Source organism: Roseibium sp. AWQ4_290, assembly GCF_056160985.1.
Genome location: NZ_JBSWYG010000008.1, coordinates 195703 through 219976, shown reverse-complemented (window position 1 = coordinate 219976; position 24274 = coordinate 195703). Strand labels below are relative to the sequence as shown.

Below are 24274 nucleotides of genomic sequence, written 5' to 3'. Positions count from 1 at the left end.
CCTCTTGGGATGAGGACATTTTGCTGGCATAAGGACTTGATGATTGTTTCGCTCCGCCCACACCATCTCCTGTGCATGCTCACCTATCTTGGCAAAGGCTATACGCCGGATTTTGTGCGAACCTATGATCGGGTGATGGCCCGGCTGAATGCCGGGGCGAGCGTCGAGATTGTCTCAGGACCTGACGACATATGCCAGGGCTGGCTGTTGGATGACGGCTGCCACTGCCACAATGACAGCGTTTTGAACCGGGACGCTGCCGCAGCCCGGGACATCGGCAGGCTTTTGCAAACCGATATAGCCCCCGGCCAGCCCCTGCGTCTTGGGCCGGAGCATATTGCCACATTAAGAGGTGCTTTCGCCAAGGGGCAGATCCGAACAGCCTGTAGAGGCTGTGAATGGCAAGCCATGTGCTCTGCCATTGCAACCCGGGGCTTCAAAGGCTGTCACCTGTCCCCAGGCGCCTGAACCGCCGCACCGGATACGCCGTGGGGGCTAAGTCAGCGCCGGCGGGTGACCCTTTGAATTTCCTTTTGAACCATTTGCTCCACCATTCCGGGCAAATTCTGGTCCAGCCATGCTTTCAGCATGGGACGGAGCATTTCCTTGACCAATTCTTCCACCGTCTGGGCCTGGGTGCCGACAAACATATTGGCCAGATTGTCGAAAGCCGCATGGACGGCTTCGCCGGTGTTGTTGGAGGTCAACGGGTCATCGTCGGCAACATTTGGAAGGTCGTCGGGAACCGGCAAAGTATCCAGGGTCGAGGCCGGAAATGGTTCGGGCGCCGCTTTCGGCATCATCTCCGGGCTGTCGTCTTCGGCGAAGGACAAGTCGCCAGCCGGACTGTCGAAATCCTCCGCGAGGCCTTCAACCATTTCCATATCGTCTTCGGGAACGGCGAGCTCTTCCGTCAGTTCCAGAATATCGTCTTCTGGCTCCTCGGCGACGACTTCATCTTCTGCAGCATCAGCCTCCATGGCAGCTGCCATTTCATCGACCTCTTCGGCAGGAGCTGCATCGTCTCCTCCGCTGTCCTCCATGTCGAACAGCTTGTCGAGGTCGTCCTGGGACATTTCAGAGGCGTCGCCCATATCATCAACCGATTCTTCTACTGGAGTTTCAGCTTCACCCGTTTCGGCCTCGGCACCCTGGGCGTCTTCGTCGGATATGATCCGGCGTATCGATGCGAGGATCTCCTCCATCGACGGCTCTTCAGCCTTTTTCGCCTCTGCCATGACTTCCCCCGTAACTGTGGGCCACGCTGCGAACCGCCCAGCCCTTTCCGGGTGATTCGTTAACGGAAATTATGCGGATCAACACCATAGCAGCAAAGCGACCGGGCCCCGTGCCATGGTCTTATCCCCTCTTAAGTCCCGAATGAGACCATTCATGTGGACCCGGACACGGCCCATATCCTGATCCTGGACCAGCGTGACGGCTCTGAACCGGGTCCAGACCAGCAGGCACATTTCCGAATAAAGCCAAAAAAAACCGGCCGAAACAACCGTTTCAGCCGGTTTCTTTTCCTGGATCATCCAGATCGCTCTAGCGTCCGTCTGGCGTTGTCCAGCCGTACCACTTGTTGCGGACAGCGTTGTAGTGCTGCTTCGGATCGTAGTGGCGCACTTTCAGGCCGATATTGCTTGCATCCAGCCGCCCCACAGCAGAAACGAGCTGATACCCGCTCACGATCCGGTTGCGCTGAGCCGTCACAAGGCTTGATTGCTGGCTGACCAGTTCCCGCTGCGCGTCCAGAACATCCAATGTGGTGCGCTGACCAACGCGCTGCTCTTCAATCACACCTTCCAGGGCAAGTTTTTGAGCTTCCACAGCGGCCTGAGCCGCGACGATTGACGCTTCTGCAGCCTGAAAATTGCCCCAGGCTGAAATCACGTTGGCGCGAACCTGATCCCGCGTCACATCCAGCTGAAGACGGGTCTGGCCAAGCGACTCCTTGGCCGCACGGATGCTGGATGAGACGCTGCCAGCCTGATAGATCGGAATGCTGACCGTACCGGAAACAGAAGCGGCATCTGTCGCAAATGAATCGCTCGACCAGCTGCGAGACACGCTTCCGGACAAGGAGACCGTCGGCAGCAGCTGTCCTTCGACCGCCTTCACATTAAATATCGCGGAATCGACCAGATGCTGCGCCTGCAAAATGAGCGGCTGACTGCTCTCACTTGTCTTTAGCGCATCATCCAGAGAGGTCGGTACGTATTTGCTAATCCTTGTGTCAGCGGACAGGTTGCGGGCCTCGATGCCGATCTGCTGCCGGTAAACGGCGCGGCTGGCATTCAGGTTGGCCAAGGCGGAGTTCAGGCTCGCCTGGGCTTCGGCAGCACGGGCTTCCGCCTGGCTGACATCGGTCCGGGTGCCCTCGCCTACATCAAACCGGTCCCGCGCTGCCCTGACCTGCTCCTGAAGGAATTCAAGATCGCTGCGCTGCAATGACACGAGCGCGGTATCACGAATCACATCCACATACGCAGTCGCCGCAGAAAGAAGCGTGTCCTGCTCGGTGGACGAAACGCTTTCGCGCTGCGCGCGCACAATCGCCTCGGCCTGACGGACGGAATTGATCGTTTGAAAGCCCTTGAACAAGGTCTGGCTGATCGACAAGGAGATCGAAGCGTTGTTGCGGACAGACCCGGTGCTGCCCGTTTCGGAAAAATTCCGCCCCGCATTCGCGCTTGCGGAGACCGACGGACGCCAGCCCGACAAAGCCTGCGGCACACCTTCATCGGTGCTGCGCAACCCCGCCCTGGCGGCATTGAGGCTCGGGTTGTTTTCATAAGCGAGAGCAAGCGCTTGCCAAATCGTTTCAGCGTTCGCTGGTGAAACCGCAGCACCAGCCAACGCAGCGGCTGTTACACCCGCCATCAGCGCGAGCCTGACAGACACCGCCTTTTTTGTTGAACGACAAAACACTCAACGCTCCTTCCGGATCACAACACATCAGTGTGTTGAGTAAACTGAAGGATTTTATACTTCAACCGTTTACGGTCCATAAAATCGGAATTTCTACGAGTGCGGCTTTCGGGCAACAAGCCAGAAGAATCATTAAAATATTGCTCAATTTAAGGAAATCCGCCGCCCCCGGCAAAATTTCAGCCTCTTGCGTCTGCCTGTGTCTTAAAAGACAAACTCTTCAGCCTTGGAAAACCCGGGCAGCACACCGACAGAAGCGTTGAAGCCGAATCGGGCACTGACCGCATCTCCAGATTTCTGATACAGGCGGGCTTCCCCAGCGCCTCCAAGCCCTTCCACGACGGCAAGGCAGCCTTCCGGCTTCAACTGCTCCGTCAACGCGTTGGGCAGAACTTCCACGGCACCATCAACAAAGATCGCATCATATGGCCCTTCCGACGGATATCCCTCCGCCAGCGGGCCTTCTACGACAACGGCATTTTCAATGCCCAGATCGACAAGAAGGTCAGAGGCCGTTTTTGCAAGATCCGCGTCTTCCTCAAGGGCCACAACCGAGGCGGCCAGCTTGGACAGAACAGCCGCGCTGTAGCCGGTTGCGGTGCCCACAATCAGGACCACCTGGTCTGCGCGAATATTGGCCAGTTGCACCAGTTTTCCGAAAATATGCGGCTTCATCAGAACGCGGCCACTGTCGCCGGACCCGACTGGCAGGTCTTCATCAATATAGGCGATCGCTTTTTTCGAGGCAGGCACGAACCGCTCACGCGGAATGGCTTCCATGGCATCCAGAATCCGGTGATCGGTCACGTCATTTGTGCGCAACTGGTTGTCCACCATCTTGCGCCGGGACTGAACAAAGTCCGTCATTTCGGCCCTCACCTGGTTCTGCCGGTTTCCCAGCGCCTCGTGCCGTTGATCCTTACCGCTGCGGACGCGGCCTGACAAGCCTTCCGACCTCCGACGCCTCGTTCTCTGTGGCACATCGCCGCCGTTCTTGTGCCCCTTGGCCTTTCGGTCCCACTATGAGATCCGGTGGAAATATCAAAGCACGCAATTTCAGCACTTGACCGGAGCGCCCAACTGATTGATAAGGCGCGGCACACCACGCGGCGGCCCTGTGGCGGAGTGGTGACGCAGCGGATTGCAAATCCGTGTACACCGGTTCGATTCCGGTCGGGGCCTCCACCTTTTCCTGTAAAATTTGTTTCACTCCCTCTTTCCGGGGACTGCCGGTGGCGTTCCATGGGCGTTTGCGTGAAATGTCTCTCGGTCACCCGTCACAACAAAGGCGAATTCGTCGATCTCCGAAATCACTGCGTCAGCAGAACGGGACAGGCCTGACTTTGGCCGCATGGCCCGTTGCGCGGCCACCAGTTCCCGGCGCGCCTCGGCCAGAACGGTCAACAAGCGCACCCGGTCAAATGACTTCGGCACCGGGCTCCGCCGTTCGGTGGACATGGAGCTTCCTTTCAATTTGTTCTTTCTTTGTTCTTATTTCCTGAATACAGATCCCGTCAATTTGCATTTCTGACAAGGGGCGGGTGTTTCCGGCACTGACCAAACGCTCCAAATCGGCTAAGTCATTGGCAACGCGCCTGCCCCTCTCACGCAAGACAGGGCGGACACAGCAAGACAGGAAGGACTTGATTTTGGAACATGGCGGCGATCTGTCTCAGGCGGCAGAGCGGTTCGGAGGCGCGGCCAGTGACTGGCTGGATCTATCGACCGGCATCAATCCGCACAGTTACCCCCTGCCAGACCTCTCCCCTGAAGCCTGGACCGGGCTCCCCAGACGCGCGGCAACGGAACAACTGACAGCCGCCGCGCGCAAGGCCTATCGGGTGCGCGGCCATCTGGGGCTTGCGGCCACGCCCGGCACCCAGATCCTTCTCTCCCTGCTGCCCTCCCTTCTCCCGGACGGGCCTGTTGCCCTGGCCGCCCCCACCTATTCCAGCCACAAGGTTGTCTGGCAGCGGGAAGGACGGTGCCCTGTTGAACTGTCCAGCGTCTATGCCCTGCCCTCTGATGCGAAGATCGTGCTGCTGGTCAATCCGAACAATCCGGACGGCCGTCTGGTGGACGTGAAAAGTCTGCTTGACATCGCCCGGACCCTGACGGCCCGGGGCGGGTTTCTGGTGCTTGATGAAGCCTTCGCCGATGCGGTGCCCGGTGCCAGCGTGCTGCCCCATCTGGGCGAAGAAAATGTGGCCGTGCTGCGCTCTTTCGGGAAGTTCTTTGGTCTGGCCGGGCTCAGGCTTGGCTTTCTGGCAGGACCGCATTCACTGATCAACGCACTGAACGCGCGTCTGGAAAGCTGGAGCGTCAGCGGCCCGGCCCTGGAAATCGGCGTCAAAGCCCTGCGCGACCTGGACTGGCAGGAAGCCACCTTGCGGCGTCTGGCGGATGACATGGCGGATCTGACCCTCGCCCTGTCCGAGCAGCATTTGAGCGTCTTCGGTGGCACTCCGCTTTATGCACTCGCCGGACACCGGCAGGCCGCAGCCTTGCATGCAGCCCTGGCCCGACGGCATATCTGGACACGCATTTTCGATTATGCCCCAACCTGGATCCGCTTCGGCCTGCCGGGCAGCGCAGAAAATCTTGCACGGCTCAAGACTGCCCTTGCAGAGGCCCAACAGGAGATCTAACGAGAGCTCATGTTGATGGATTGTTCCGCGCTCTGGCTGCTTCTGGCGGCGCTTTGCCTGGACGCTCTTTTGGGCGATCCGGACTGGCTGTGGCGCCGCCTGCCCCATCCAGTTGTCTGGATCGGCAAAGGCATTTCCGTGTTGGACACAGCCCTCAACCGTCCGGAGTTCAGCGCCCAACAACGCCGGTTGGGCGGATCTGTCACGCTGATTGGACTGGTGGCCGGGGCCTTTGTCCTGGGCTGGGCCATTCAAACGGCCGCGCGCGACATCCCCTTTGGAGATGGTCTGATCATTCTCATCGCCGCAGTGTTTCTGGCCCAGAACAGCCTTTATCAGCATGTGGCCGCCGTCCGCGACGGGCTCCAGCAAAGCGGCCTTTCCGGCGGCCGCAAGGCGGTCGCCATGATTGTCGGACGTGATCCGGACGCCCTTGATGAAGCCGGCGTTTCCCGTGCCGCAATTGAATCCTGCGCCGAGAATTTTTCCGACGGGGTCGTGGCCCCGGCTCTTTGGTTCGCCATACTCGGGCTACCTGGGCTGCTGGCCTACAAGGCGGTCAACACGGCCGACAGCATGATCGGCCACAAAAATAAGACCTATCTCGACTTCGGCTGGGCCTGCGCCCGGTTCGATGACCTGATCAATCTGCCCGCCTCCCGGCTTTCCGGGCTGTTTATCGCCCTTGCGGCACCGCTTGCCGGAGGCACCTTTCAAAAGAGCCTGCGCTCTGTCTTTGAGGACGCGCCCAAGCACCGCTCCCCCAATGCGGGCTGGCCGGAGGCGGCCATGGCGGGCGCGCTTGATGTCGCGCTTGCCGGGCCGAGGATCTATCCGGGCTACCGGGTGGAGGACCCTTATCTCAACGGCACCGGCCGCCGGAATACGGATGCAGAAGATATTGACCGGTCCTTGCGGATTTTGATTGCCGCTTGTGGCTGTCAGGCCTTGCTGGTTGCGCTTCTGGCGCTGGTCGTGAGTTTCCCCGCAGCCTGACAAGAGCCGGAGGGCACCAGATCAGCGTGCCCGCGCCACCTTGAGCACCTCCTCGGTGTGCATAGAGAGCCGCAAATGCTCTGCCAGCTCATCCAGAACCTCATCAATGCGCTGGTCGTAGGCGATGTCCGAGGCGGCCCCGAAACGATGCAGCCAGGCGGACCGGAACGCATCCTGGGTAAAAAGGCCGTGCACATAGGTGCCGTGAACCTGTCCATCCGGAGACTTGGCCCCATCGGGACGCCCGCCGTCCAGATGAACCGTGGGCCGAGCGCAGTCAGGTCCTGACGTCCTTCCGATGTGAATTTCATAACCGGATATCTCCGCGCCGGTGTCCACATGAACGCCCCTAGCCGGGTCGGTGGACTTGTGCGGAGTGAGTTCGGTGGCCACGTCCAGAAAGCCAAGCCCTTCCACCGTTCCCGGGGGCCCTTCGATACCTTGCGGATCAGAGATGGTTTTGCCCAGCATCTGATAGCCACCGCAGATCCCTAAAATATGCCCGCCCCGGCGGTGATGGGCGGCAAGGTCGATGTCCCAGCCCTGTTTGCGGAAAAAGGCCAGGTCGCCAATGGTGGATTTGGACCCCGGCAAGAGCACGAGATCCACATCCCCCGGAAGTGCCTTGCCAGGCGGAACAAGCTCAAGCGTGACGCCCGGCTCCAGCCGCAAGGGATCGAGATCATCAAAATTGGCGATCCGGGAGATCACAGGCACCGCGATTTTGAGATCTCCCTGGCCGAAGCCGCTTTCCAGGCCAAGCGCATCTTCAGCCGGAAGCTTTCCTGCGTCCTGAAACCAGGGCACAACGCCCAGCCCGTGCCAGCCGGTCCGTGCTTCAATCTCACGCAAGCCATCGTCAAAAAGGCTCGGATCGCCCCGAAACCGGTTGATGAAAAAGCCCTGGACGCGCCTTTGCTCCTCCGCGGTCAGCACCTGACAGGTGCCAACCACGGAGGCGATCACCCCGCCCCGGTCAATATCCGCGCACAGGAGCACCGGCAGATCCGCCGCCTCTGCAAAGCCCATATTGGCGATATCCCCGGCGCGCAGATTAATTTCTGCCGGGCTGCCCGCCCCTTCCACGATCACGAGATCCGCATGCGCGGCCGTCTTTGCAAAACTTTCCAGAACCTTTGGCAGAAGCGCTGCTTTGTGCTGGCCATAGTCACGCGCACGCATGGTGCCAAAGCGCTTGCCCTGAACAATCACCTGCGCGCCGGTCTCGGTCTCCGGTTTTAGAAGAACCGGGTTCATGTGCACGGACAAGGGCACTCGGCAGGCCATGGCCTGAAGCGCCTGGGCGCGGCCAATTTCGCCGCCATCTGCAGTCACCGCCGCATTGTTGGACATGTTTTGGGGCTTGAACGGACGGACCGAGAGGCCTTGATTGGCATAGAGTCGGCAGAGACCGGCAACGATCAGGCTCTTGCCCACGTTGGACCCGGTGCCCTGGACCATGACCGCCGGGGGTCCTGGCTTTGGTGGTGTGACCGTCATGCGCCCGGTTCTTGGTCAACAGGCGCGGCCCCATAGGGCCGGAATTCGGCCGGCACCGGCAGATTGGCGAGCTTCAGTTCCAGCAACAGACGGATGGATGGGCGCACGCCAAACAGCACAGACCCGATAAGGAACAGCCACGTTCCGGCATAGGTCAGACCGGGATAGAAAAAGAAGACGCTGCCAACCACAAAGGTCAGCGCCGCCAGAAATTCTACCAGGGTTCTATACAGCTCGTATTTGCGGACCAGCTCGGCGTGCTCAAAGGTGGCATCCCGGCTTGTTGTGTCGAAAAGTCTGGTCATGGCTGAAGCTCTTTCTCAAAAAACAGGGGGCCCGGCGCATCCGTCCCGGCGACCGGACGATAGCCCATCGACCGGTAAAAGCGCTCTGCCGTGCGCGTGCTCTGAAGATGCACCTTCATCTGCCCCCTGGCAGAAAAATAGTCTTCAAGCGCAGTGACAATCGCCTTGCTGACGCCTTTGAACCGGGCGTCCGGATGCACATAGTTCAGAACAATTTCAGCGTCAGGCAGCCCCATTCCAACTCCTTGCAGAGTGTCTTCGTTCCATGGACTGCCAGCAACCAGCACCACTCCGGGCCCCGCCATCCAGGCCAGCGCGGTGTCTGCGGTCTTGTTGGCAAGCCAGCCATCCAGCCTGCCCGGCGCCCCTTCATAATCCGCTCGGCACAGCTCGGTGATGGACCGGCGCAGCAAAGACGCGATCTGAGGTGCATCCGGCCTTTCAGCGGACCTGATTATGAAAGCCGGCTCTGTCACGGCCCCCCTTAAAACTCGATCCCTTCCTGGGGTTTCACCCCGGAGCGGAACGGATGTTTGACCTGGGTCATGTCGGTGACAAGGTCGGCAATGTCAATCAGCTCGTCCTTGGCGTTGCGGCCTGTGATGACCACATGCACATCATCCGGTTTTTGGGTCTTCAGAAAATTGACCACATCGGCGATGTCCAGATAATCGTAACGCAGCACGATGTTGAGTTCGTCGCATAGAACCAGACGGTACTCGCCGGACAGGATCATCTCCTTCGCCGCGTCCCACGCCTGGTTTGCCGCCTCAATGTCCCGCTGCCGGTCCTGGGTTTCCCAGGTAAAGCCCTCGCCCATGCGCTTGATGGTCACGAGGTCGGAAAACCGGTCCAGCGCCATGCGCTCCCCGGTTTCGATCCGGCCCTTGACGAACTGCACCACGCCGACCTTGTGTCCATGGCCGAGGGAGCGGAACACCATGCCGAAACCGGCGGTCGACTTGCCCTTGCCCTTGCCGGTGTGAACGATCAAAAGCCCCTTTTCGATGGTCTTGGTCGCCATGATCTTGTCGCGCGCGGCCTTTTTCTTGCGCATCTTTTCCGCATGGCGGGCGTTGAGGTCCTCTTCACTAAGGTCTGGCTTGTCACTTTCAGCAGTCACGGGGTGGCAGGTCCTTCCAGCCTGGATTTCAAATCAGTCAGCACAGAATGGGTCGAATTGCGCCTTGGCGTCCAGAGGCTTCGCTCAAGCGCTTCCAAAAACCGCGCCAGCATCTCGCCATAACCGGACGGATTGGCCTCTTCCAGAAACCGGCGGACTGTGTTGTCCGCGATATAAGCGTCAAAGAGCTGATCGAAATGATGGTTCTGCACCGCCCGGGTGGTCGCTGCAAAAGCAAACAGGTAATCCAGCGTTGCCACCATTTCAAACGCGCCCTTGTAACCATGTCGCATGACCCCTGCGATCCATTTCGGATTGGCCGCCCGGCCGCGCACGACCCGGCCGATTTCCTCCGACAGGGACCGGACGACCGGACGCTCGGGCCGGGAATGGTCATTGTGAAAGACCTTCGGTGCCGAGCCTTTGAGCTGTTCGACCGTTGCCGCAAGCCCTCCCTCGAACTGGTAATAGTCATCACTGTCGAGAAGGTCATGCTCGCGGTTGTCCTGGTTGTGCAGAACCGCATCGACGGAGCGGAGCCGGGTTTCCAGTTCAGCGCGCGCGCCCTGGCCCGCCGTCCCGCCGCCATAGGCATACCCGCCCCAGCTGAGGAACGCATCGGCGAAGTCGCCGCGCTCGTCCCAGATCCCTTCGTCAATCAGGGCCTGCAGCCCGGCGCCATAGGCACCGGGCTTGGAGCCGAACACCCGGAACCCGGCCCGGTGAGCCGCCTCTTCAGCACTGAGACCACCAGCCCGCAGCCGCCCCGCCTCGTTGTTCATGCGGGCGGCCACAGGATTGGCCTCTTCTGGTTCCTCAAGCGCGCCCACAGCGCGCACCGCGCTGTCAAATAGATCCATCTGATGGGGAAAGGCGTCGCGGAAAAAGCCGGACACTCTCAGGGTCACGTCGATCCGGGGCCGCCCCAGCTCAGACAGTTTCAGAAGCTCAAAACCGGTCACCCGGCCTGATCCCCTCTCCCAGACGGGCCTGGCGCCGATCAACGCCAAAGCCTGGGCAATGTCATCGCCGCCCGTGCGCATATTCGCTGTGCCCCAGCAGGTCAGCACCAGCGATTTGGGCCATTCGCCTTCTTCTTGAAAATACCGTTCCGCGACCAGCCCGGCCGATTGCCAGCCAAGGCGCCAGGCGGTTTCAGTTGGCACGGCGCGCACATCAACCGAATAGAAATTCTTGCCCGTTGGCAGAACATCCGGCCGCCCCCGGGAGGGCGCGCCAGAGGGGCCCGGCGCGACAAACCCGCCCCCCAGAGCCGTCAGAACGGCAGCGCGTTCCGCCTGCCCGGATCCCGTAACTGCCGGGCGCAGGCGGGTCTCGATGCTCTCCAGAACCGCTTTCGTGCGCGCCCAGGCCTCGCGCGGCTTTTGATCGCCTGCGACAAGATCGCGGCTCAGCAGCTCGATCCGCTCAACCGTATCCCCCGCAGAGCGCCACGGCGCGTCTGAAAGATCCGCAAGACCACTCGGTTTTTTACCTGTCCAGGTTTGAGAAAAGTCACAGTCGAGCGGGTCAAAATCGCCCAGCAGAAGATCGTGTACGATGGCTCTTTGCAGGCTATCCTCATCCGCAGCTTCACCTCTTGGCACCCGGACCAGAGCACATAGCAGGTCCGTCAGCTGCTCCCCATCCGGGCTTTCTCCCAGAATATGCAGGCCATCCCGGATCTGCAGCTCTTTCAGATCGCATAAATGGGCATCGAGCCGGGCAAGGCGGGTCTCCTGATCCTGGTGCTCGTCCAGACCGATATCCTTGTCGAGCCCGTGGCGCGTGGCCACGTCCAGAATGTCCCGTGTCAGGGCCTTCAAGCGGCGCGGATCGACCCCGGCGGCGAGGTAATATTCATCCAGCAAGGTTTCCAGCTCTTCTCCAACCCCATAGCTTTCCGCCCGCGTTAAGGGCGGTGTCAGATGGTCGACAATAACGGCCGAGGTCCTGCGCTTGGCCTGTGCCCCCTCGCCCGGATCATTGACGATAAAGGGATAGATATTCGGCACCGGACCCAGCACGGTTTCGGGAAAACAGTTTTCCGACAACGCCAGCGCCTTGCCGGGCAGCCATTCCAGATTGCCGTGTTTGCCAAGATGAACCACGGCATCGGCGCCAAAGACCTCCCGCAGCCAGATGTAAAATGCGAAATAGTGGTGCGGTGGCACCAGATCCGGATCGTGATAGGTCTCTTTCGGATCAATATTGTAGCCCCGTGCGGGCTGAATGCCGACAATCTGGTTGCCAAACCGGTGCAATGCCAGACGGAACGCGCCCTCCACCACATGAGGATCGTCGTCCGGCGCGCCCCAGCGCGCAACAACGGCGGACCTGACCGGATCGGTCAGTTTGGCGAACGCCCGGTGATAGTCCGCCAGCGGCAACGCCTCATGCGCCTTTCGGTCAGAGCGTCCATCAAGCGCATTGGTCACGCCGGAGGTCAGCACGGCCATCAGATCTGTGGCTGTTTCCGGTGCGTCTCCAACCTCGTAGCCTGCCGCCTTCATGGCCTTCAAAAGACCTGTGCAGGAGGCGGGCGTATCCAGCCCCACCCCGTTGGCCAGCCGTCCATCCCTGTTCGGATAATTGGCCAGGATCAAAGCGGTTTTTTTGGCGCCCGCAGGCGTCTTGCCGAGACGGGCCCAGTTGGCGGCCAGCGCAGCCACGAACCGTATCCTGTCCGGCACCGGCGTGAAACGGACCGGGACCGACTGGGTTTCGGGGTCAAAGATGCCTTCTTCCTTGAACGAGACGGCGCGGGTCAGAAGCCTGCCATCGACCTCCGGCAGGACCACATGCATGGCAAGATCGCGGATCGACAAGCCCTGATCGCTGTCCTGCCAGCCCTCTTTTGATGAGGAGGAGAACACCAACTGCAGCACAGGCTTGCCGGTCCGGTCCAGCGGCGTCGGCGTGTGGGCAAGGCCCGCCTTGGAAACGGCAAAGGCGGTCGCGTTCAGCACCACATCGGGGGCGGCCTGATCAAACAGGTGCTCCAGCACGGCAACGGCTTCCGCATCCTTCAAGCTGGAGACAAAAACCGGCAACACATTGAGGCCTTCCGCCTCGAGCGCTGTGACAAGCGCATCAACCGGCGCGGTCTGCGCGCCTTGCACCAGCGCCCGATAGAAGGTGATGGCCGCCACCGGGCGCCCCGGATCACGCCAGAGCGCCTTGATAGCAGCCAGATCCGGCGCGGACTGGCCTTTGAGATAAAGACCGGCCCGGGGCAGCGGCACAGGCTGGGGCGGCTCCTCCCCAGCCCCGATAAGGTGGGCCGCATAGGCCAGCGCATTGGCGTAGTTGGCAGCGCCCCCTTCCACACAATAGCGCCAGATCCGGCGGACCTCTTCCACAGGCCGGGTGGAGCGGGCCGCCAGATCCGCATCCCACTTGTCGTCCCCCGGCAGGACAATGAGATCCAGCGCGGCGGCCCGGGCTTCTTCCTCAAACCGTTCCAGTCCGTAGCGCCAGTATTCAATGCCGCCCAGAAGCCTCAAAATCACCAGTTTGGAGCCGCGCACCGTCTGTTCGGCATAAAGATCTGCCGAATAGGGGTGGGTCAACGCCATCAGATTGGCCAGGCGCAAACTGGCGCGGTCTCTTCCAAGTCCCGCATGGGCCGCGGCAAGGCCGCCAAGTTCCGTATCTGCAGCCGACAGGAACAGAATATCGGCCGGCGCCTGCCCCAGATCGACAGCATCGCCGCCGTCATCGATCCGGCGTGTCTGGCTGGCAAGAATATGCATGGGCGGGTGGAGCTTTCTTCAGGGTCAACCGGGGCGCCCGCTTCAAGCAGAGCGCCCCAAAACGGGGCCATGTGGCAAGGCTTTTAAGAGCGCCGCTCAAGCGGCTTCGCGGACGCGGCCCAAAAGGCCGCGCACGGCGTCAAGGTCAAAGCCTTTCAGGCCGATGACCACCAGACGGCCTGCGCTTTCCGCCCCCGCTGCAAACCAGGTCTCCACCCGGGGGCCCACCGCCTGCACCATAGCGGGCGTTGCCTTGCCATGGATCCGGACCGCACCCTTGATCCTTAAGACACCTTTCAAGGCCATGGCCTCCAGCACCCTGGCTTCAAGAGAGGCGAGACTGTCAAATTCCGGGCAGTCGAACACATGGCTTTCAAAATCATCATGGTGGTGATGGTCATGTTGGTGATCATGGTGATGATCATCCCCGCCATGGGACGGCGCATCGTCATGGTGATGATGGTGATGCTCATGGCGGGCGGCCATATCGTCTTCGGCAGCGGACTGACGCCCGAGCAGGACCTCGATCGGCAAGGTGCCCTTTTCCGAGGCAATCACCTGAACCGCCGGGCGGATATCTGCCCCAATCCGGCTTTCAACCGCTTTCAGCGCCGCGTCCGCAACCAGATCCGCCTTGTTCAGAACCACCAGATCGGCGCAGCGCAGCTGGTCGTGAAACAGTTCTTCCACCGGGCTGTCATGGTCCAGCGCCTCATCCGCCGCGCGCTGCGCCTCAAGCGCGGCTTCATCCAGCGCAATCCGGCCCTCGGCCAGCGCAGCAGCGTCCAGCACGGTCACGACGCCGTCGACCGTCACTCTTGTTTTGACACTTGGCCAGGAAAAGGCGCGCACAAGCGGCTGCGGCAGCGCCAGCCCGGACGTTTCAATGACAATATGCTCCGGCGGAGTATCCCGGCCGAGCAGCATTTCCATGGTCGGCAGGAAGTCATCGGCCACCGTGCAGCAAATGCAACCATTGGTCAGCTCGACCACCTCTTCCGCCGCGCAGTCCGGATCAGCGCAGCCATTCACAAGCGACCCGTCAAAGCCCATATCCCCGAACTCATTGACAATCAGCGCGATTTTCTTGCCGTTGGCATTTTGCAGGAGATTGCGGATCAAGGTGGTTTTGCCCGCCCCCAGAAAGCCCGTCACAATTGTCGCCGGGATCTTCTGCCCCGGTGTTTGAAGGGTCTGTGTCATATTGCTCTGTGTCATAGGGTAATGTCCGGTTGGTTGGCGGGTTTCAGCAAAAGGGGCAGTCCGGCCGCCACCAGAACGACCTGGGCACAGACCCTGGCCATGTCCTGATTGAGCCGTCCTTGCGCATCCCGGAACGCTCTGGACAGTTGATTGTCCGGCACGATGCCCTGGCCGACTTCATTGGAAACAAAGACCACCGGGCCCGGCAGTCCCTCAACCGTCCTGCACAGCGCGTCCGTCTCGGCAGCGGCATCCTTGTCCGCAAAGATCAGGTTGGAGAGCCAGAGGGTCAGACAATCGACCAGAACCACCCGGTCCGGCCGGCAGATGTCTTCAAGCACCCGTTTGAGATCGGTCTGTTCTTCAATCGTGTGCCAGCCTGCGCCGCGCTGTTGCCGGTGTGCTGCAATACGGTCCGCCATTTCGGCATCAAAGGCCGCGCCGGTGGCCACATAGATTTTTTCAAGGCCGGAGGTGACCGCAAGCTGTTCGGCAAAGCGGCTTTTCCCGGAGCGGGCACCGCCAAAAACAAGCGTGGACCTTGGTCCGGAAGCTGCACTCACATCTGTCTCCCGGCCGTCCACCCGACAGCGTTCTGGGTTGCTGGATCAACGGCCGGTCTCCTGGCTCACGGTGTCTGGCCTCCCGCACCCCTTCCCGGCCCTCTCCGGCCAGTGGTTCTTGTGCGCTCGTTCACCGTTTACAGTTGCGGGGGCAGCTCCGGAATGGCGCCAGAGGCGATGCACCGGATTCCCGTTTCATCCGGATCAGCAAGCCCGATCCGGAACCGTTTCAACCTTTCGTACCTGCATTCCCGGTATGTGACAAGCAGATAACCAGGCAGCGCCCCTTGCCCAATTGAGCTATGGCTCCCGCATCGCCTGGCCGGGGCTCCGCGCAAGGGGAGCAGCTCCAGCCGGTCTTGAGGCTAAATCCGCCCGGGTTTTCACCAGGACCGTCCCTTTCTACCTTTCTGGAATCCTTACGGTTTTCCACATGCTGGATAAAAAAATGACAGCGGGATGAAAAAAACGCGATCGAGGGCTTGGCAAACGGATCATGCCTTTGTTATACGCATCTCCATCGACGGGGCAGCGACGCAGCGGCCCCGAGCGTGGTGATCCCCAGTAGCTCAGTTGGTAGAGCAAGCGACTGTTAATCGCTGGGTCGCTGGTTCGAGTCCGGCCTGGGGAGCCATCACCACTTTTGTCTCTCTTAAAAATTCAGTCATCCTGAACGGGGCTGCGGCCGGCCCGGCGCGAACCTTATGTGCTACGCCGATGACGGCGCCACACATGTGCCCTGCCCTTACGGCCTGACGCCGATTTATTTTCAGGCATCCCGCCCCAAGCAATTGCGCGGCCAGTGTTTGGGTGTCATGAAGGCGCCATCAGGCGGGAGGTATCATCTGAGCCCTTCCCTCCGGCCTTCCTCCTTTCCCGAACCGGCAATGGTGACACATGGACATTCAGAAAGTTGGCGTGATTGGCGCTGGAACGATGGGCAATGGCATTGCGCAGACCTTTGCGATGGCCGGGCTCCAAGTGATCATGCAGGATATTTCCGAGGCGTCGCTGGAGCACGGCAAGGGCACCATCGGCCACAGCCTGTCCCGGCTGCAGGCGAAAGAGAAAATCTCGGCGGACGAGGCCGCAAACTCTCTGGCACGCGTGACCACAACGACTGATGTGACTGCCCTTTCGAGCTGTCAGCTGGTGGTCGAGGCAATTGTGGAGAATATCGGCATCAAATCCAAGGTAATTTCCCAGCTCGACGAAATTTGCGGGCCGGAGACGATCATTGCCTCCAACACCTCCTCCATCTCCCTGACCCGGCTCGCGGCGGCCTCCAAACATCCCGAACGGGTCATCGGCATGCATTTCTTCAACCCGGTTCCGGTGATGAAGCTGGTGGAGATCATCCGCGCCCTTCAGACCAGCGACGAGACCTGTGAACGGATCACCGCTCTCACCAAGACCATCGGCAAGGCGCCCCGGGTGTCCAAGGACAGCTATGGTTTTGTGGTCAACCGGGTGCTGGTTCCCATGATCAACGAGGGCATCAACTGCGTCTACGAAGGCCTGGCGTCACCGGAAGATGTGGACGGCATGATGACGCTTGGCGCCAACCATCCCATGGGTCCGCTGTCCCTTGGCGATCTGATCGGCCTCGACGTGGTTCTCGACATCATGGAAACTCTTTATGACGGGTTTGACGATCCGAAATACCGCCCGAGCCCGCTTTTGAAACAGATGGTGGATGCGGGCTATCTCGGCCGCAAGACCGGACGGGGCTTTTTCCATTACGAAAAACGCTGAGGAGATCCTCATGTATGTCAGTGTCAGGCGTTACAAGAATGTGCCGGATCTTGCAGGGTTCGTGCGCGATGTGAAGATCGATTTTGTGCCGAAACTGAAAGCGCTGCCCGGCTTTGTCGCCTATTATGCGGTGGAAGAGGACCACGAAGCGGCACTGACCACCATCAGCGTCTTTTCAACCGCCGCCATGGCCGAAGACAGCAATGCGGTTGCCGCCGACTGGGTCAAGGCCCACAATCCGGAGATCACCCTCACCCCCAGCGAGATTGTCGCTGGCGGGCTGTCTGTGGTCGAGCCGCCCATCCGGGGCTGAAACAGAGTTGGGTGTCAGGCCGCAAGGCTCTGCGGCACGCCGTGGAGCCAGACGGTTTTGACACTCAGATCCGGGCCGAGATGAACGGCATCGGCGGCCCGGCCCTTCACCAGCCGGCCAAGAGGCCGCCCGATCACATCCGCCGGGATGCTGGTTGCCATTTTCAAGGCCGCTTCCAAATCGATTCCGACCGCCCCGGTCAGAAACCGGATTGAGGTGGGCAGGTCGATATCGGCCCCGGCGAGCGTGCCGTCTTCCAGCGTGAGGCGGCCATCTTTACGGAAAATCTCCCGGCCGCCCAGTTCAAAACACTCCACATCCGTGCCTGTTTGCGACATGGCATCGGTCACCAGAAAAATCTGCCCCGGTCCGGTTTTGGCCCTCAGCGCAATTTTCAGGGCCACCGGATCCACATGCACCCCATCTGCGATCAGACCGGCATTCAGAGCACCAAGCTCCAGTGCGGCCCCCACCAGTCCCGGATCGCGGTGCTGCAAAGGGCTCATGGCGTTGAAGAGATGGGTGACGCAGCGCGCGCCAGCCTCAACGGCCTTACCTCCGGCTTCAAAGCTCGCATTGCTGTGGCCCAGGCTGACATGAATGCCGGCCGCTGACAGCTGCGCGATCTGCTCCACCGGGACCGTTTCCGGGGCCAGCGTGATCATCAGGCTGGGGAGCTTCGCCGCCGCCTCCAGATAAAGCGCCATATCCGCCTCGGTGAGCGGCCGGATCAGACGGGCATCATGGGCGCCCTTCCTGCCTGCAAAAAGATGCGGTCCCTCCAGATGCAGCCCGTGAAATCCCGGCACGCCCTGCTCCCAGGCCGCAACGGCCAGAGCCACGATCTTGCGGGTCACCTCAGGTGTGTCGGTGATCAAGGTGGGCGTGAGCGCCGTTGTGCCCAGAGCCAGATGGGCGGCACAAATGCGGGCAATATCCGCAACGCTGGCCGCCTCGCCCAGCATCAGGCCACCACCGCCATTGACCTGAAGATCGACAAATCCGGGCGACAGAATGCCATCCCCATGGGCATCGATCTGATAGCCCGCCGGGACCTTCTTGTGCGGACAAATGCCTTCAACCATCCCGTCCCGCGTCAGCAGCGCCGCATCCCGGTGGAGCGTGCGGCCGTCAAACACAAGGGCGCAGCCATGGGCAATAAGATCCGTCATACTGTCTGCGTGACCTTGTTGAGATGCCTTGGAACGTCGGGATCGAAACCCCGCTGACGGGCGAACCATTCAATGAAGCTGTAAAACGACACGATCTGAACCAGCGAATCGGTGAGCGGATGCCCGGCCGCTTCATAGGCAAGGCGCGTTGCGGCCTGAACCTTGTCCGTCGAGGCAAAGACCTGCCCGCCTTGCCGGGCCATGCGGTCAGCGGCCTCCGCCAGCCCGTCTTCGGCCGCATCACGCACCCCAAGCGCCAGAACCGGGTAGCCGTTTTCGACAATGGAAACAGGCCCATGCATCACTTCGGCCGACGAATAAGCCTCCGCGTGGATCTGGCAGGTTTCCTTGAATTTAAGCGCCGCTTCATGGGCGATGGCAAATCCGGGACCCCGGCCGATCACATAAAGGGAGCCCCGCTCGGCCACCGGAGCCGCAACCGCACTCCAGTCCTTGTCCGCCGCTCTTTCCAGATGTCCGGGCAACGCCTCCAGCGCCGATAGCAGCGCCTGATTGCGCCCCAACTCGCCAAGAAGCAACAGCCCCGCCAGGATTGAATTCACAAAAGTCTTGGTCGCGGCAACACTGAGCTCCTGCCCGGCCCGGATGTCGATGGCCGCACGGGCCAGCCCCGCCAGCGGGCTTTCGGGCGTGTTGGTCAGCCCCACCGTCATCGCCCCCTGGCGGTTTGCACTCTCCACAACGGAGAGGATGTCGGGGCTTGCGCCGGATTGGGACACGCCGATCACCAGAGCCTGATCAAGACGCACCGCGCTGCCATAAACGGATGAGACCGAAGGCCCGAGCGATGCCATGGCAAGACCGAGATAGGTTTCAGAGGCATATTTCAGAAAAGAGGCTGCATGATCGGAGGAGCCCCGGGCAACGCTTGCCAAAAAGACCGGGGCGCCAGCACGCGCCGCAATGTCTTTGATCTGCGGGCGGCCCTCTGCGAGAAGCCGCCGCGCAGCCTCTGGGATTTCCAGAACCTCCCGGCGCATATGGGTCATCTGGGTGTCAGTCAAGGCATCTGCCATAGTGTCAGTCGTCCGATATCTGAAGTTCGGCGATGAAGTCATAGGCATCACCGCGATAGACGGACCGGGTGAATTCCACCACATGCCCGGACGCATGGTAGGAAACCCGCTCAATCTTGAGCCCGGCAGACCCGGCCGGAACGCCCAGGATCTCGGCATCCACCGGCTCAAGATTGCGGGCGGAAATGCGCTGAATGGCGCGTACCGGTTGCATGCCCTTGTGCTTCAAAACGTCATAAAGGGAACTGGTCACCTCTTCGGGCCGTGGCAGCACCTTTTCCGACAGGGACGCCCGTTCGATCGCCATCGCGGTGCCATCGGCCTTACGCAGCCGGTCGACGCGCGCAACCCGCTCTCCGGAGGACAAGCCCAACGTGAACATTTCTTCCGGCGACGCGTTAAACACCCCCCGTTGCAGCCATTCGCTGCTGGCTTCCAGTCCCCGCCGGGCCATATCCTCGGTGAAAGACGTCAAGCTGCTGAGGCGCTGCTCCACCTTTTGCACCTTGGGTGCCACAAACGACCCGCTGCCGCGCTTTTGCACGACAACCTGGTCCTCCACCAGCCCAGCCACCGCCTTGCGCACGGTGACGCGGGACAGCTCCGTCAGAGCGGCAATGTCCCGCTCAGACGGCAAGGGCTCGTTCTCTTTCAGAACCCCGTCATCAATGGCTTGCAGAATGCGCCGCCGAAGCAGCAGATATCGCGGCCCGCTGGCGCCCGTCAGCCAATCACGCTGTTCCAACATGGAAATGAAGTCAGTCACAGTTGGCAGCGCCCTGGCTAAAATAATACCTTTCAAATACCAATTTAAACTCTATCGAAACCGAAAATCAAGTGATAAAAGGGATCTACCCTGTCCCCGCTCCGGGCGGGACCGGCCTTTTCAGATGACCACTCCACTATAGCTCTGCCGGTGTCCGGCACGGCCTTCGAGCGTTTAAGTAACCGGACCATGCCCCTTCCGACGACCGAAGATCGCGATCCGCAATCGATTGGCCTGTCCCGCAAAAGCGATGAAGAGGTGCTGGCCATACTGCTGGACCGGCAATTTGACGCCTTGAAGGCGGCAGCAGACGCCATCCCCCAGATCACGGCAGCAGCCGGTGCCTTGCAGCAGGTCGCCCAAACCCAGGGCGGAATCGGCTATGCGGGCGCGGGCAGCGCCGGACTGACTGCCCTTGCCGATTGCCTGGAACTGCCCGGCACCTTCGGGTTTCCACCCGAGAAAATGTCGATCCTTTTTGCCGGTGGGGCCGCAAACCTTCTGCACCTGCAAGGGACCCACGAGGACAATCAGCAGGCAGGTATAGAGGATTTTGAAAGGTCCGGCCTCGGGTCCGGCGACATTCTGATCGGCGTCTCCGCCAGTGGCTCCACTCCTTATACGCTCGGAACATTTCAGGCCGCGCACTCCGCCGGAACCCTTACCATCGGCATTGCCAACAATCCCGGCACGCCGCTGCTCACCCTGGCCGACCACCCGATCCTGTTGAAAACGCCACCGGAAATCATAGCCGGGTCCACCCGGCTTGGGGCTGCCAGCGCGCAAAAGGCGGCGCTTAACATGCTTTCAACCCTGGTCGCCTTGCGGCTCGGCCACGCGGTGCGCGGGCATATGGTTAATCTGGTTGCCGACAATGAAAAGCTCCGCCAGCGGGCCCGCCGAATCCTGCAGGATCTGACCGGATGCCCGCCGGAAGCTGCCGTAAACGCACTGGAAGCCGCAGGCGGGCGCGTGAAAATCGCCGTTCTCATCCTGCGCGAAGGCCTGGATGTGGAGGCCGCAAAACAGGTGCTGATCTTGAATAACGGCAATCTCAGGCCCTTTCTTTAAAAGCCCCCCGCGCAGTGCGGGCCAATCCCCTCCCCCGAGCCCCACCAAAGCAGACTGGAGGATGGGTTTACTCTTCGCTTCATTGGTTGCATATTGGTATTAAATCGTGTCGCGTTCTTCCGATTTCAAACTGCGTTGTCTTTTGCGTTGAAATCTTTGATTTCAGGCAGCGAAAGACAAATCCGATCCAACACGACTTACTCTAAATGTGTCCGGCTTGCCGCCGGGCTCCGTTGAAATAGGCAGGCTATGATCACCTGTTTCGATATTGGCGGGTCCTTCATCCGCCACGGGACACTTCATCCGGATGGGCTGGTGCGCGAAGAGGGCCGCCGGGCAACACCGCGCGACAGTTGGCCCGATTTTGCAACGGCTCTTGAGGAGGCGGCGGGCCTGGGTGCGTCCCCCATCGCCATTTCCCTAGCAGGTGCCTATGACACACGCACCGGAATAGCCGATGTTGCCAACATTCCGTGTCTGCACAAGCGGACCGTTGAGCAGGATCTGCGCACGGCGCTCAAGCGGCCCGTCGCCATCATCAATGACGCCAACGCCTTTGCGCTGGCCGAAGCGGTTGACGGGACCGGCTACGGCAAACCAGTCGTCTTTGGCATTATTCTGGGCTCCGGTGTCGGCGGCGGGCTCGTGGTCAACGGCCACTTGGTGACCGGATACGGGGGGATTGCCGGGGAATGGGGCCACGGCCCCGTCATTGACCCGGCCGCCGGAGGGCGTTTCGCCGGCCTGACCGCCTATGCCTGTGGCTGCGGTCTCACCGGCTGCGTTGATGCCACCTGCTCAGCCAGGGGCATGGAACGCCTTCACGGGGACTTGTGCGGCCAGTCCTGTTCCAGCCGCGCCATCACCGCCGCCTGGCATGAATGCGATGCCGCCGCCACCCGGACGGTGGACACATACACGACCCTATTGTCCCGGGCCCTGTCAATTCTGGTCAACACGCTCGGCCCGGATATCATTCCGGTCAGCGGGGGACTGTCCAATGACGGCAAGCTAATAGACCTGATCGACCGCAAGACCCGGGATCTGGTGCTTGCCAGCTACGACCGGCCGCTTGTTGTCAAAGGGCGGTTTGCTGAAAACGGCGGCCTGCAGGGGGCCGGACTTTTTGCACGGCAGCGCTTTGACGGGACCTCATCCTGATGCCGGTGCCGCTGGAAATCTGTGTTGACACCCTTGAAAGCGCCGAGATCGCAGCGGCTCTGGGCGCCGACCGCATTGAGCTGTGCTCAGCGCTTTCAGAGGGCGGACTGACCCCGAGCGCCGGCCTCATGCAAGAGGCTGCCCTGCTGCCCGTCCCGGTCTATGCGATGATCCGGCCAAGGTCCGGTGGATTTGTTTATTCGGACGCGGACAAGTCGGTGATGATCCGGGATGTTGCCACAGCCGAAGCAGCCGGACTGGACGGGATCGTGACCGGCGCCGTTGATCCCTCAGGGCGGCTTGACCACGGTTTTTTGTCAAAGATCCTGTCCGGCACCCGCCTGCCCGCAACCTTGCACCGGGCGTTTGACACCTTGCCGGATCTTCAAACTGGTGTCGAAGACGCCGTCCGCCTCGGATTCGAGCGGATCTTGACATCAGGCCAGGCCCTAAAGGCGCAAAACGGCCTGGAAGCGCTTGCAGAGACAGTGCGCTTGGCGCAGGGGCGCCTCGCCATCATGGCCGGGTCCGGCATCACCTCGAAGACTGCGCAAAAAATCCTTCAGGCAACTGGCGTCGATGAGCTTCACGCTTCCTGCGCTGGCCCAGCCGAGCCAGAGCCTGATAGTGCCGCCGCCCGGCGTCTTGGGTTTGTGTCCTCAGAAGGCCGCAAGACGCTCTCCGCAGATGCACTTTGCGCCTTACGTGCCATCCTGAATGCGCAAGACATGACAGGCTGATTGTCTTTGCCCAGGTCATCTGAATAGCGCGCTTGCTGGAAGGGATTGCGGCAGAGCCTTTCGCGCCCGACCCTGCGATTTACGTTAAGATTCCATTTAGATTGTTTGAGAGTTAAAAAAGGCGTAGAGTTGACCTTGTTTTAAAGGAAAGCTTTCCAATTTTCGGAACTGGCTATTATTTAGGTACTTTTGACACCACATTTTCAGTCACGTCGCGGTGATTGATCTTGAATCAACGGCACCTCGCCACATTTATTAATAAAAAGTAACTGATATCACCCAAAAATGTGATGTTGATTACACCCAAAACCCAGAATGTGGTGCGATAATGGCGAAATCGTGACCGCGCCCTTGGGGCACAAAAAGCGTAACTGCATAAAATCATTTGGAAAAAGAGCTCAAAGAGCCGTTTTCAAAAAGTGCCCCAAACGCGGTTGAATGACAAAGTTGTATTAGCCTTGGGAGGCGTACATGCAACGGAATAGCAGAGCAGGACTTTTCGCACTTGGCCTCATCCTCGCCCTGACCACGGGCGCAGCCGCCGACAAGCTGCCTCAGGAAACCATTACGTTGCCTGAGGACAGCCTCGCCGTGACCGTCGCTTCGGCCACCGTGGATCAGCCGGATCCGCTGGAAAGCGAATTAACGATCTGGGTCGGCGAGATCGAGCTCAACGGACGCAACGCTGTTTGGGTTGAGCTTATCGACAGCTACGGCGAAGTGATCTACGATTCTGAAGTCAATACCAACGAGACCCATCTTTTGCCCGATGGCCGAGCCGTTGTGGTCCGGTCGATCGACCAGGAAACCGTTGTTGCGGGGAAAGATGAATCCCGGCTGATCACAGAAGGCGCTCTCATGGTGACCCGGCGGGTGGTCAATGACGGCAGCGAGGCAACCACCGTTGAGTTGATCGAAACCGAAAACGAACCTGCCAAACGGGGCACCATGCTTCATGTGGCCGATTTTGGTCAAGCCGTCTGGAACAGCATTGTCGCCTTTTTCGATGCCGCCCGTAGCCAGGTCGCCGTGGCCTGGAACTGGCTTGTGGATACGCTGCAAGCCTGACTGGGGCCGATCTCTTCAAAGTGTCTATCCGCTTGAACCCGGGCGCGCGTTTCCACGCGACCGGGTTATTTTTAGCCAGCTCATTTTTACCTGTCTGCTTTTTGATCCTGACTTTGAAACGCTCTCTTTCCACAACAGGGCGCCTAATAGAAACCACACGAACG

At 60.5% G+C, this 24274-nt stretch carries 23 protein-coding genes, 2 tRNA genes and 1 riboswitch; of the genes, 11 read left to right on the top strand and 14 right to left on the bottom strand.

Features of this window, described 5'->3' with window-relative positions:
* Positions 1-39 precede the first annotated feature (39 nt).
* Entirely contained in the window at positions 40-468 is a 429-nt protein-coding gene (locus ACXAH0_RS10505; protein WP_475190965.1) for a DUF1284 domain-containing protein, read from the top strand.
* Positions 469-500: 32 nt separating this feature from the next.
* Here ACXAH0_RS10505 and ACXAH0_RS10500 read toward each other — a convergent pair whose 3' ends face one another.
* The 3 genes from ACXAH0_RS10500 to ACXAH0_RS10490 all read right to left on the bottom strand — a co-directional run bounded on the left by ACXAH0_RS10500 (position 501) and on the right by ACXAH0_RS10490 (position 3801).
* Positions 501-1238, bottom strand: coding sequence for a PopZ family protein (locus ACXAH0_RS10500; protein ID WP_475190959.1), 738 nt, complete (start codon positions 1236-1238; stop codon positions 501-503).
* Positions 1239-1548: 310 nt separating this feature from the next.
* Positions 1549-2934 (bottom strand): TolC family outer membrane protein, encoded by a 1386-nt coding sequence (locus tag ACXAH0_RS10495; RefSeq protein WP_475190956.1) that lies wholly within the window; start codon positions 2932-2934, stop codon positions 1549-1551.
* Between the two features lie 204 nt (positions 2935-3138).
* Complete coding sequence (locus ACXAH0_RS10490; protein WP_475173172.1) at positions 3139-3801, bottom strand: protein-L-isoaspartate O-methyltransferase family protein; 663 nt, start codon at positions 3799-3801, stop codon at positions 3139-3141.
* Positions 3802-4045: 244 nt separating this feature from the next.
* Between ACXAH0_RS10490 and ACXAH0_RS10485 the strand changes: the two genes are divergently transcribed.
* A tRNA-Cys gene (locus ACXAH0_RS10485) sits at positions 4046-4119 on the top strand.
* A gap of 21 nt (positions 4120-4140) precedes the next feature.
* Here ACXAH0_RS10485 and ACXAH0_RS10480 read toward each other — a convergent pair.
* On the bottom strand, positions 4141-4392 hold the full coding sequence (locus ACXAH0_RS10480) for a hypothetical protein (protein WP_475173174.1): 252 nt from the start codon (positions 4390-4392) through the stop codon (positions 4141-4143).
* A 185-nt stretch (positions 4393-4577) separates the two neighbouring features.
* Between ACXAH0_RS10480 and cobD the strand changes: the two genes are divergently transcribed.
* Both cobD and cbiB read left to right on the top strand, forming a co-directional pair.
* Positions 4578-5582 carry a threonine-phosphate decarboxylase CobD gene (gene cobD / locus ACXAH0_RS10475; RefSeq protein WP_475190952.1) on the top strand — a complete coding sequence of 335 codons (1005 nt, stop codon included), beginning with the start codon at positions 4578-4580 and terminating at the stop codon, positions 5580-5582.
* A gap of 9 nt (positions 5583-5591) precedes the next feature.
* The gene (gene cbiB / locus ACXAH0_RS10470; protein ID WP_475173178.1) at positions 5592-6578 is read left to right on the top strand and encodes an adenosylcobinamide-phosphate synthase CbiB; all 987 of its coding nucleotides are present in this window, start codon (positions 5592-5594) and stop codon (positions 6576-6578) included.
* Between the two features lie 21 nt (positions 6579-6599).
* Here the strand turns inward: cbiB and ACXAH0_RS10465 are convergent, their stop codons facing one another.
* From ACXAH0_RS10465 to cobU, 7 genes are all read right to left on the bottom strand, one after another.
* The gene (locus ACXAH0_RS10465) at positions 6600-8039 is read right to left on the bottom strand and encodes a cobyric acid synthase (RefSeq protein WP_475173180.1); all 1440 of its coding nucleotides are present in this window, start codon (positions 8037-8039) and stop codon (positions 6600-6602) included.
* Between the two features lie 35 nt (positions 8040-8074).
* Positions 8075-8383: a YrhK family protein gene (locus ACXAH0_RS10460; protein ID WP_475190946.1), complete on the bottom strand. Its 309-nt coding sequence runs from the start codon at positions 8381-8383 to the stop codon at positions 8075-8077.
* Positions 8380-8859, bottom strand: a complete 480-nt coding sequence (locus tag ACXAH0_RS10455) for a GNAT family N-acetyltransferase (RefSeq protein ID WP_475190943.1) — start codon at positions 8857-8859, stop codon at positions 8380-8382. The genes ACXAH0_RS10460 and ACXAH0_RS10455 overlap by 4 nt, the downstream gene beginning before the upstream one ends.
* Before the next feature lie 8 nt (positions 8860-8867).
* Positions 8868-9506, bottom strand: coding sequence for a cob(I)yrinic acid a,c-diamide adenosyltransferase (cobO, locus tag ACXAH0_RS10450; RefSeq protein WP_475173186.1), 639 nt, complete (start codon positions 9504-9506; stop codon positions 8868-8870).
* A complete protein-coding gene (gene cobN / locus ACXAH0_RS10445) occupies positions 9503-13261 on the bottom strand; it encodes a cobaltochelatase subunit CobN (protein WP_475190941.1) in 3759 nt (1252 codons plus the stop codon). The genes cobO and cobN overlap by 4 nt, the downstream gene beginning before the upstream one ends.
* Before the next feature lie 96 nt (positions 13262-13357).
* Entirely contained in the window at positions 13358-14479 is a 1122-nt protein-coding gene (gene cobW / locus ACXAH0_RS10440; protein ID WP_475190938.1) for a cobalamin biosynthesis protein CobW, read from the bottom strand.
* The gene (gene cobU / locus ACXAH0_RS10435) at positions 14476-15027 is read right to left on the bottom strand and encodes a bifunctional adenosylcobinamide kinase/adenosylcobinamide-phosphate guanylyltransferase (RefSeq protein ID WP_475190935.1); all 552 of its coding nucleotides are present in this window, start codon (positions 15025-15027) and stop codon (positions 14476-14478) included. The genes cobW and cobU overlap by 4 nt, the downstream gene beginning before the upstream one ends.
* A 33-nt stretch (positions 15028-15060) precedes the next feature.
* A riboswitch (cobalamin riboswitch) is annotated at positions 15061-15271 on the bottom strand.
* 314 nt (positions 15272-15585) lie between these two features.
* Here cobU and ACXAH0_RS10430 point away from each other — a divergent pair.
* From ACXAH0_RS10430 to ACXAH0_RS10420, 3 genes are all read left to right on the top strand, one after another.
* Positions 15586-15661, top strand: a tRNA-Asn gene (locus ACXAH0_RS10430).
* A 263-nt stretch (positions 15662-15924) separates the two neighbouring features.
* The gene (locus tag ACXAH0_RS10425; RefSeq protein WP_475173195.1) at positions 15925-16782 is read left to right on the top strand and encodes a 3-hydroxybutyryl-CoA dehydrogenase; all 858 of its coding nucleotides are present in this window, start codon (positions 15925-15927) and stop codon (positions 16780-16782) included.
* Positions 16783-16792: 10 nt separating this feature from the next.
* Positions 16793-17095 carry a hypothetical protein gene (locus tag ACXAH0_RS10420; protein WP_475190929.1) on the top strand — a complete coding sequence of 101 codons (303 nt, stop codon included), beginning with the start codon at positions 16793-16795 and terminating at the stop codon, positions 17093-17095.
* A gap of 14 nt (positions 17096-17109) precedes the next feature.
* Here the strand turns inward: ACXAH0_RS10420 and nagA are convergent, their stop codons facing one another.
* Genes nagA through ACXAH0_RS10405 form a run of 3 tightly spaced genes read right to left on the bottom strand, consistent with a single transcriptional unit; the run spans position 17110 to position 20070 of the window.
* Entirely contained in the window at positions 17110-18267 is a 1158-nt protein-coding gene (nagA, locus tag ACXAH0_RS10415) for an N-acetylglucosamine-6-phosphate deacetylase (RefSeq protein ID WP_475190925.1), read from the bottom strand.
* A complete protein-coding gene (locus tag ACXAH0_RS10410) occupies positions 18264-19304 on the bottom strand; it encodes an SIS domain-containing protein (protein ID WP_475190922.1) in 1041 nt (346 codons plus the stop codon). Before ACXAH0_RS10410 ends, nagA begins: the two co-directional genes overlap by 4 nt.
* 4 nt (positions 19305-19308) lie before the next feature.
* Positions 19309-20070 carry a GntR family transcriptional regulator gene (locus ACXAH0_RS10405; protein WP_475173202.1) on the bottom strand — a complete coding sequence of 254 codons (762 nt, stop codon included), beginning with the start codon at positions 20068-20070 and terminating at the stop codon, positions 19309-19311.
* 189 nt (positions 20071-20259) lie between these two features.
* Here ACXAH0_RS10405 and ACXAH0_RS10400 point away from each other — a divergent pair, with 189 nt between their 5' ends.
* The 4 genes from ACXAH0_RS10400 (at position 20260) to ACXAH0_RS10385 (ending at position 24110) form a co-directional block, all read left to right on the top strand.
* Positions 20260-21141 (top strand): N-acetylmuramic acid 6-phosphate etherase, encoded by an 882-nt coding sequence (locus ACXAH0_RS10400; protein WP_475190919.1) that lies wholly within the window; start codon positions 20260-20262, stop codon positions 21139-21141.
* Positions 21142-21390: 249 nt separating this feature from the next.
* Positions 21391-22302 carry an ROK family protein gene (locus ACXAH0_RS10395; protein WP_475173204.1) on the top strand — a complete coding sequence of 304 codons (912 nt, stop codon included), beginning with the start codon at positions 21391-21393 and terminating at the stop codon, positions 22300-22302.
* Entirely contained in the window at positions 22299-23042 is a 744-nt protein-coding gene (locus ACXAH0_RS10390) for a copper homeostasis protein CutC (protein ID WP_475173422.1), read from the top strand. The genes ACXAH0_RS10395 and ACXAH0_RS10390 overlap by 4 nt, the downstream gene beginning before the upstream one ends.
* A 471-nt stretch (positions 23043-23513) precedes the next feature.
* Positions 23514-24110: a hypothetical protein gene (locus tag ACXAH0_RS10385; protein WP_475173207.1), complete on the top strand. Its 597-nt coding sequence runs from the start codon at positions 23514-23516 to the stop codon at positions 24108-24110.
* Positions 24111-24274 lie beyond the last annotated feature (164 nt).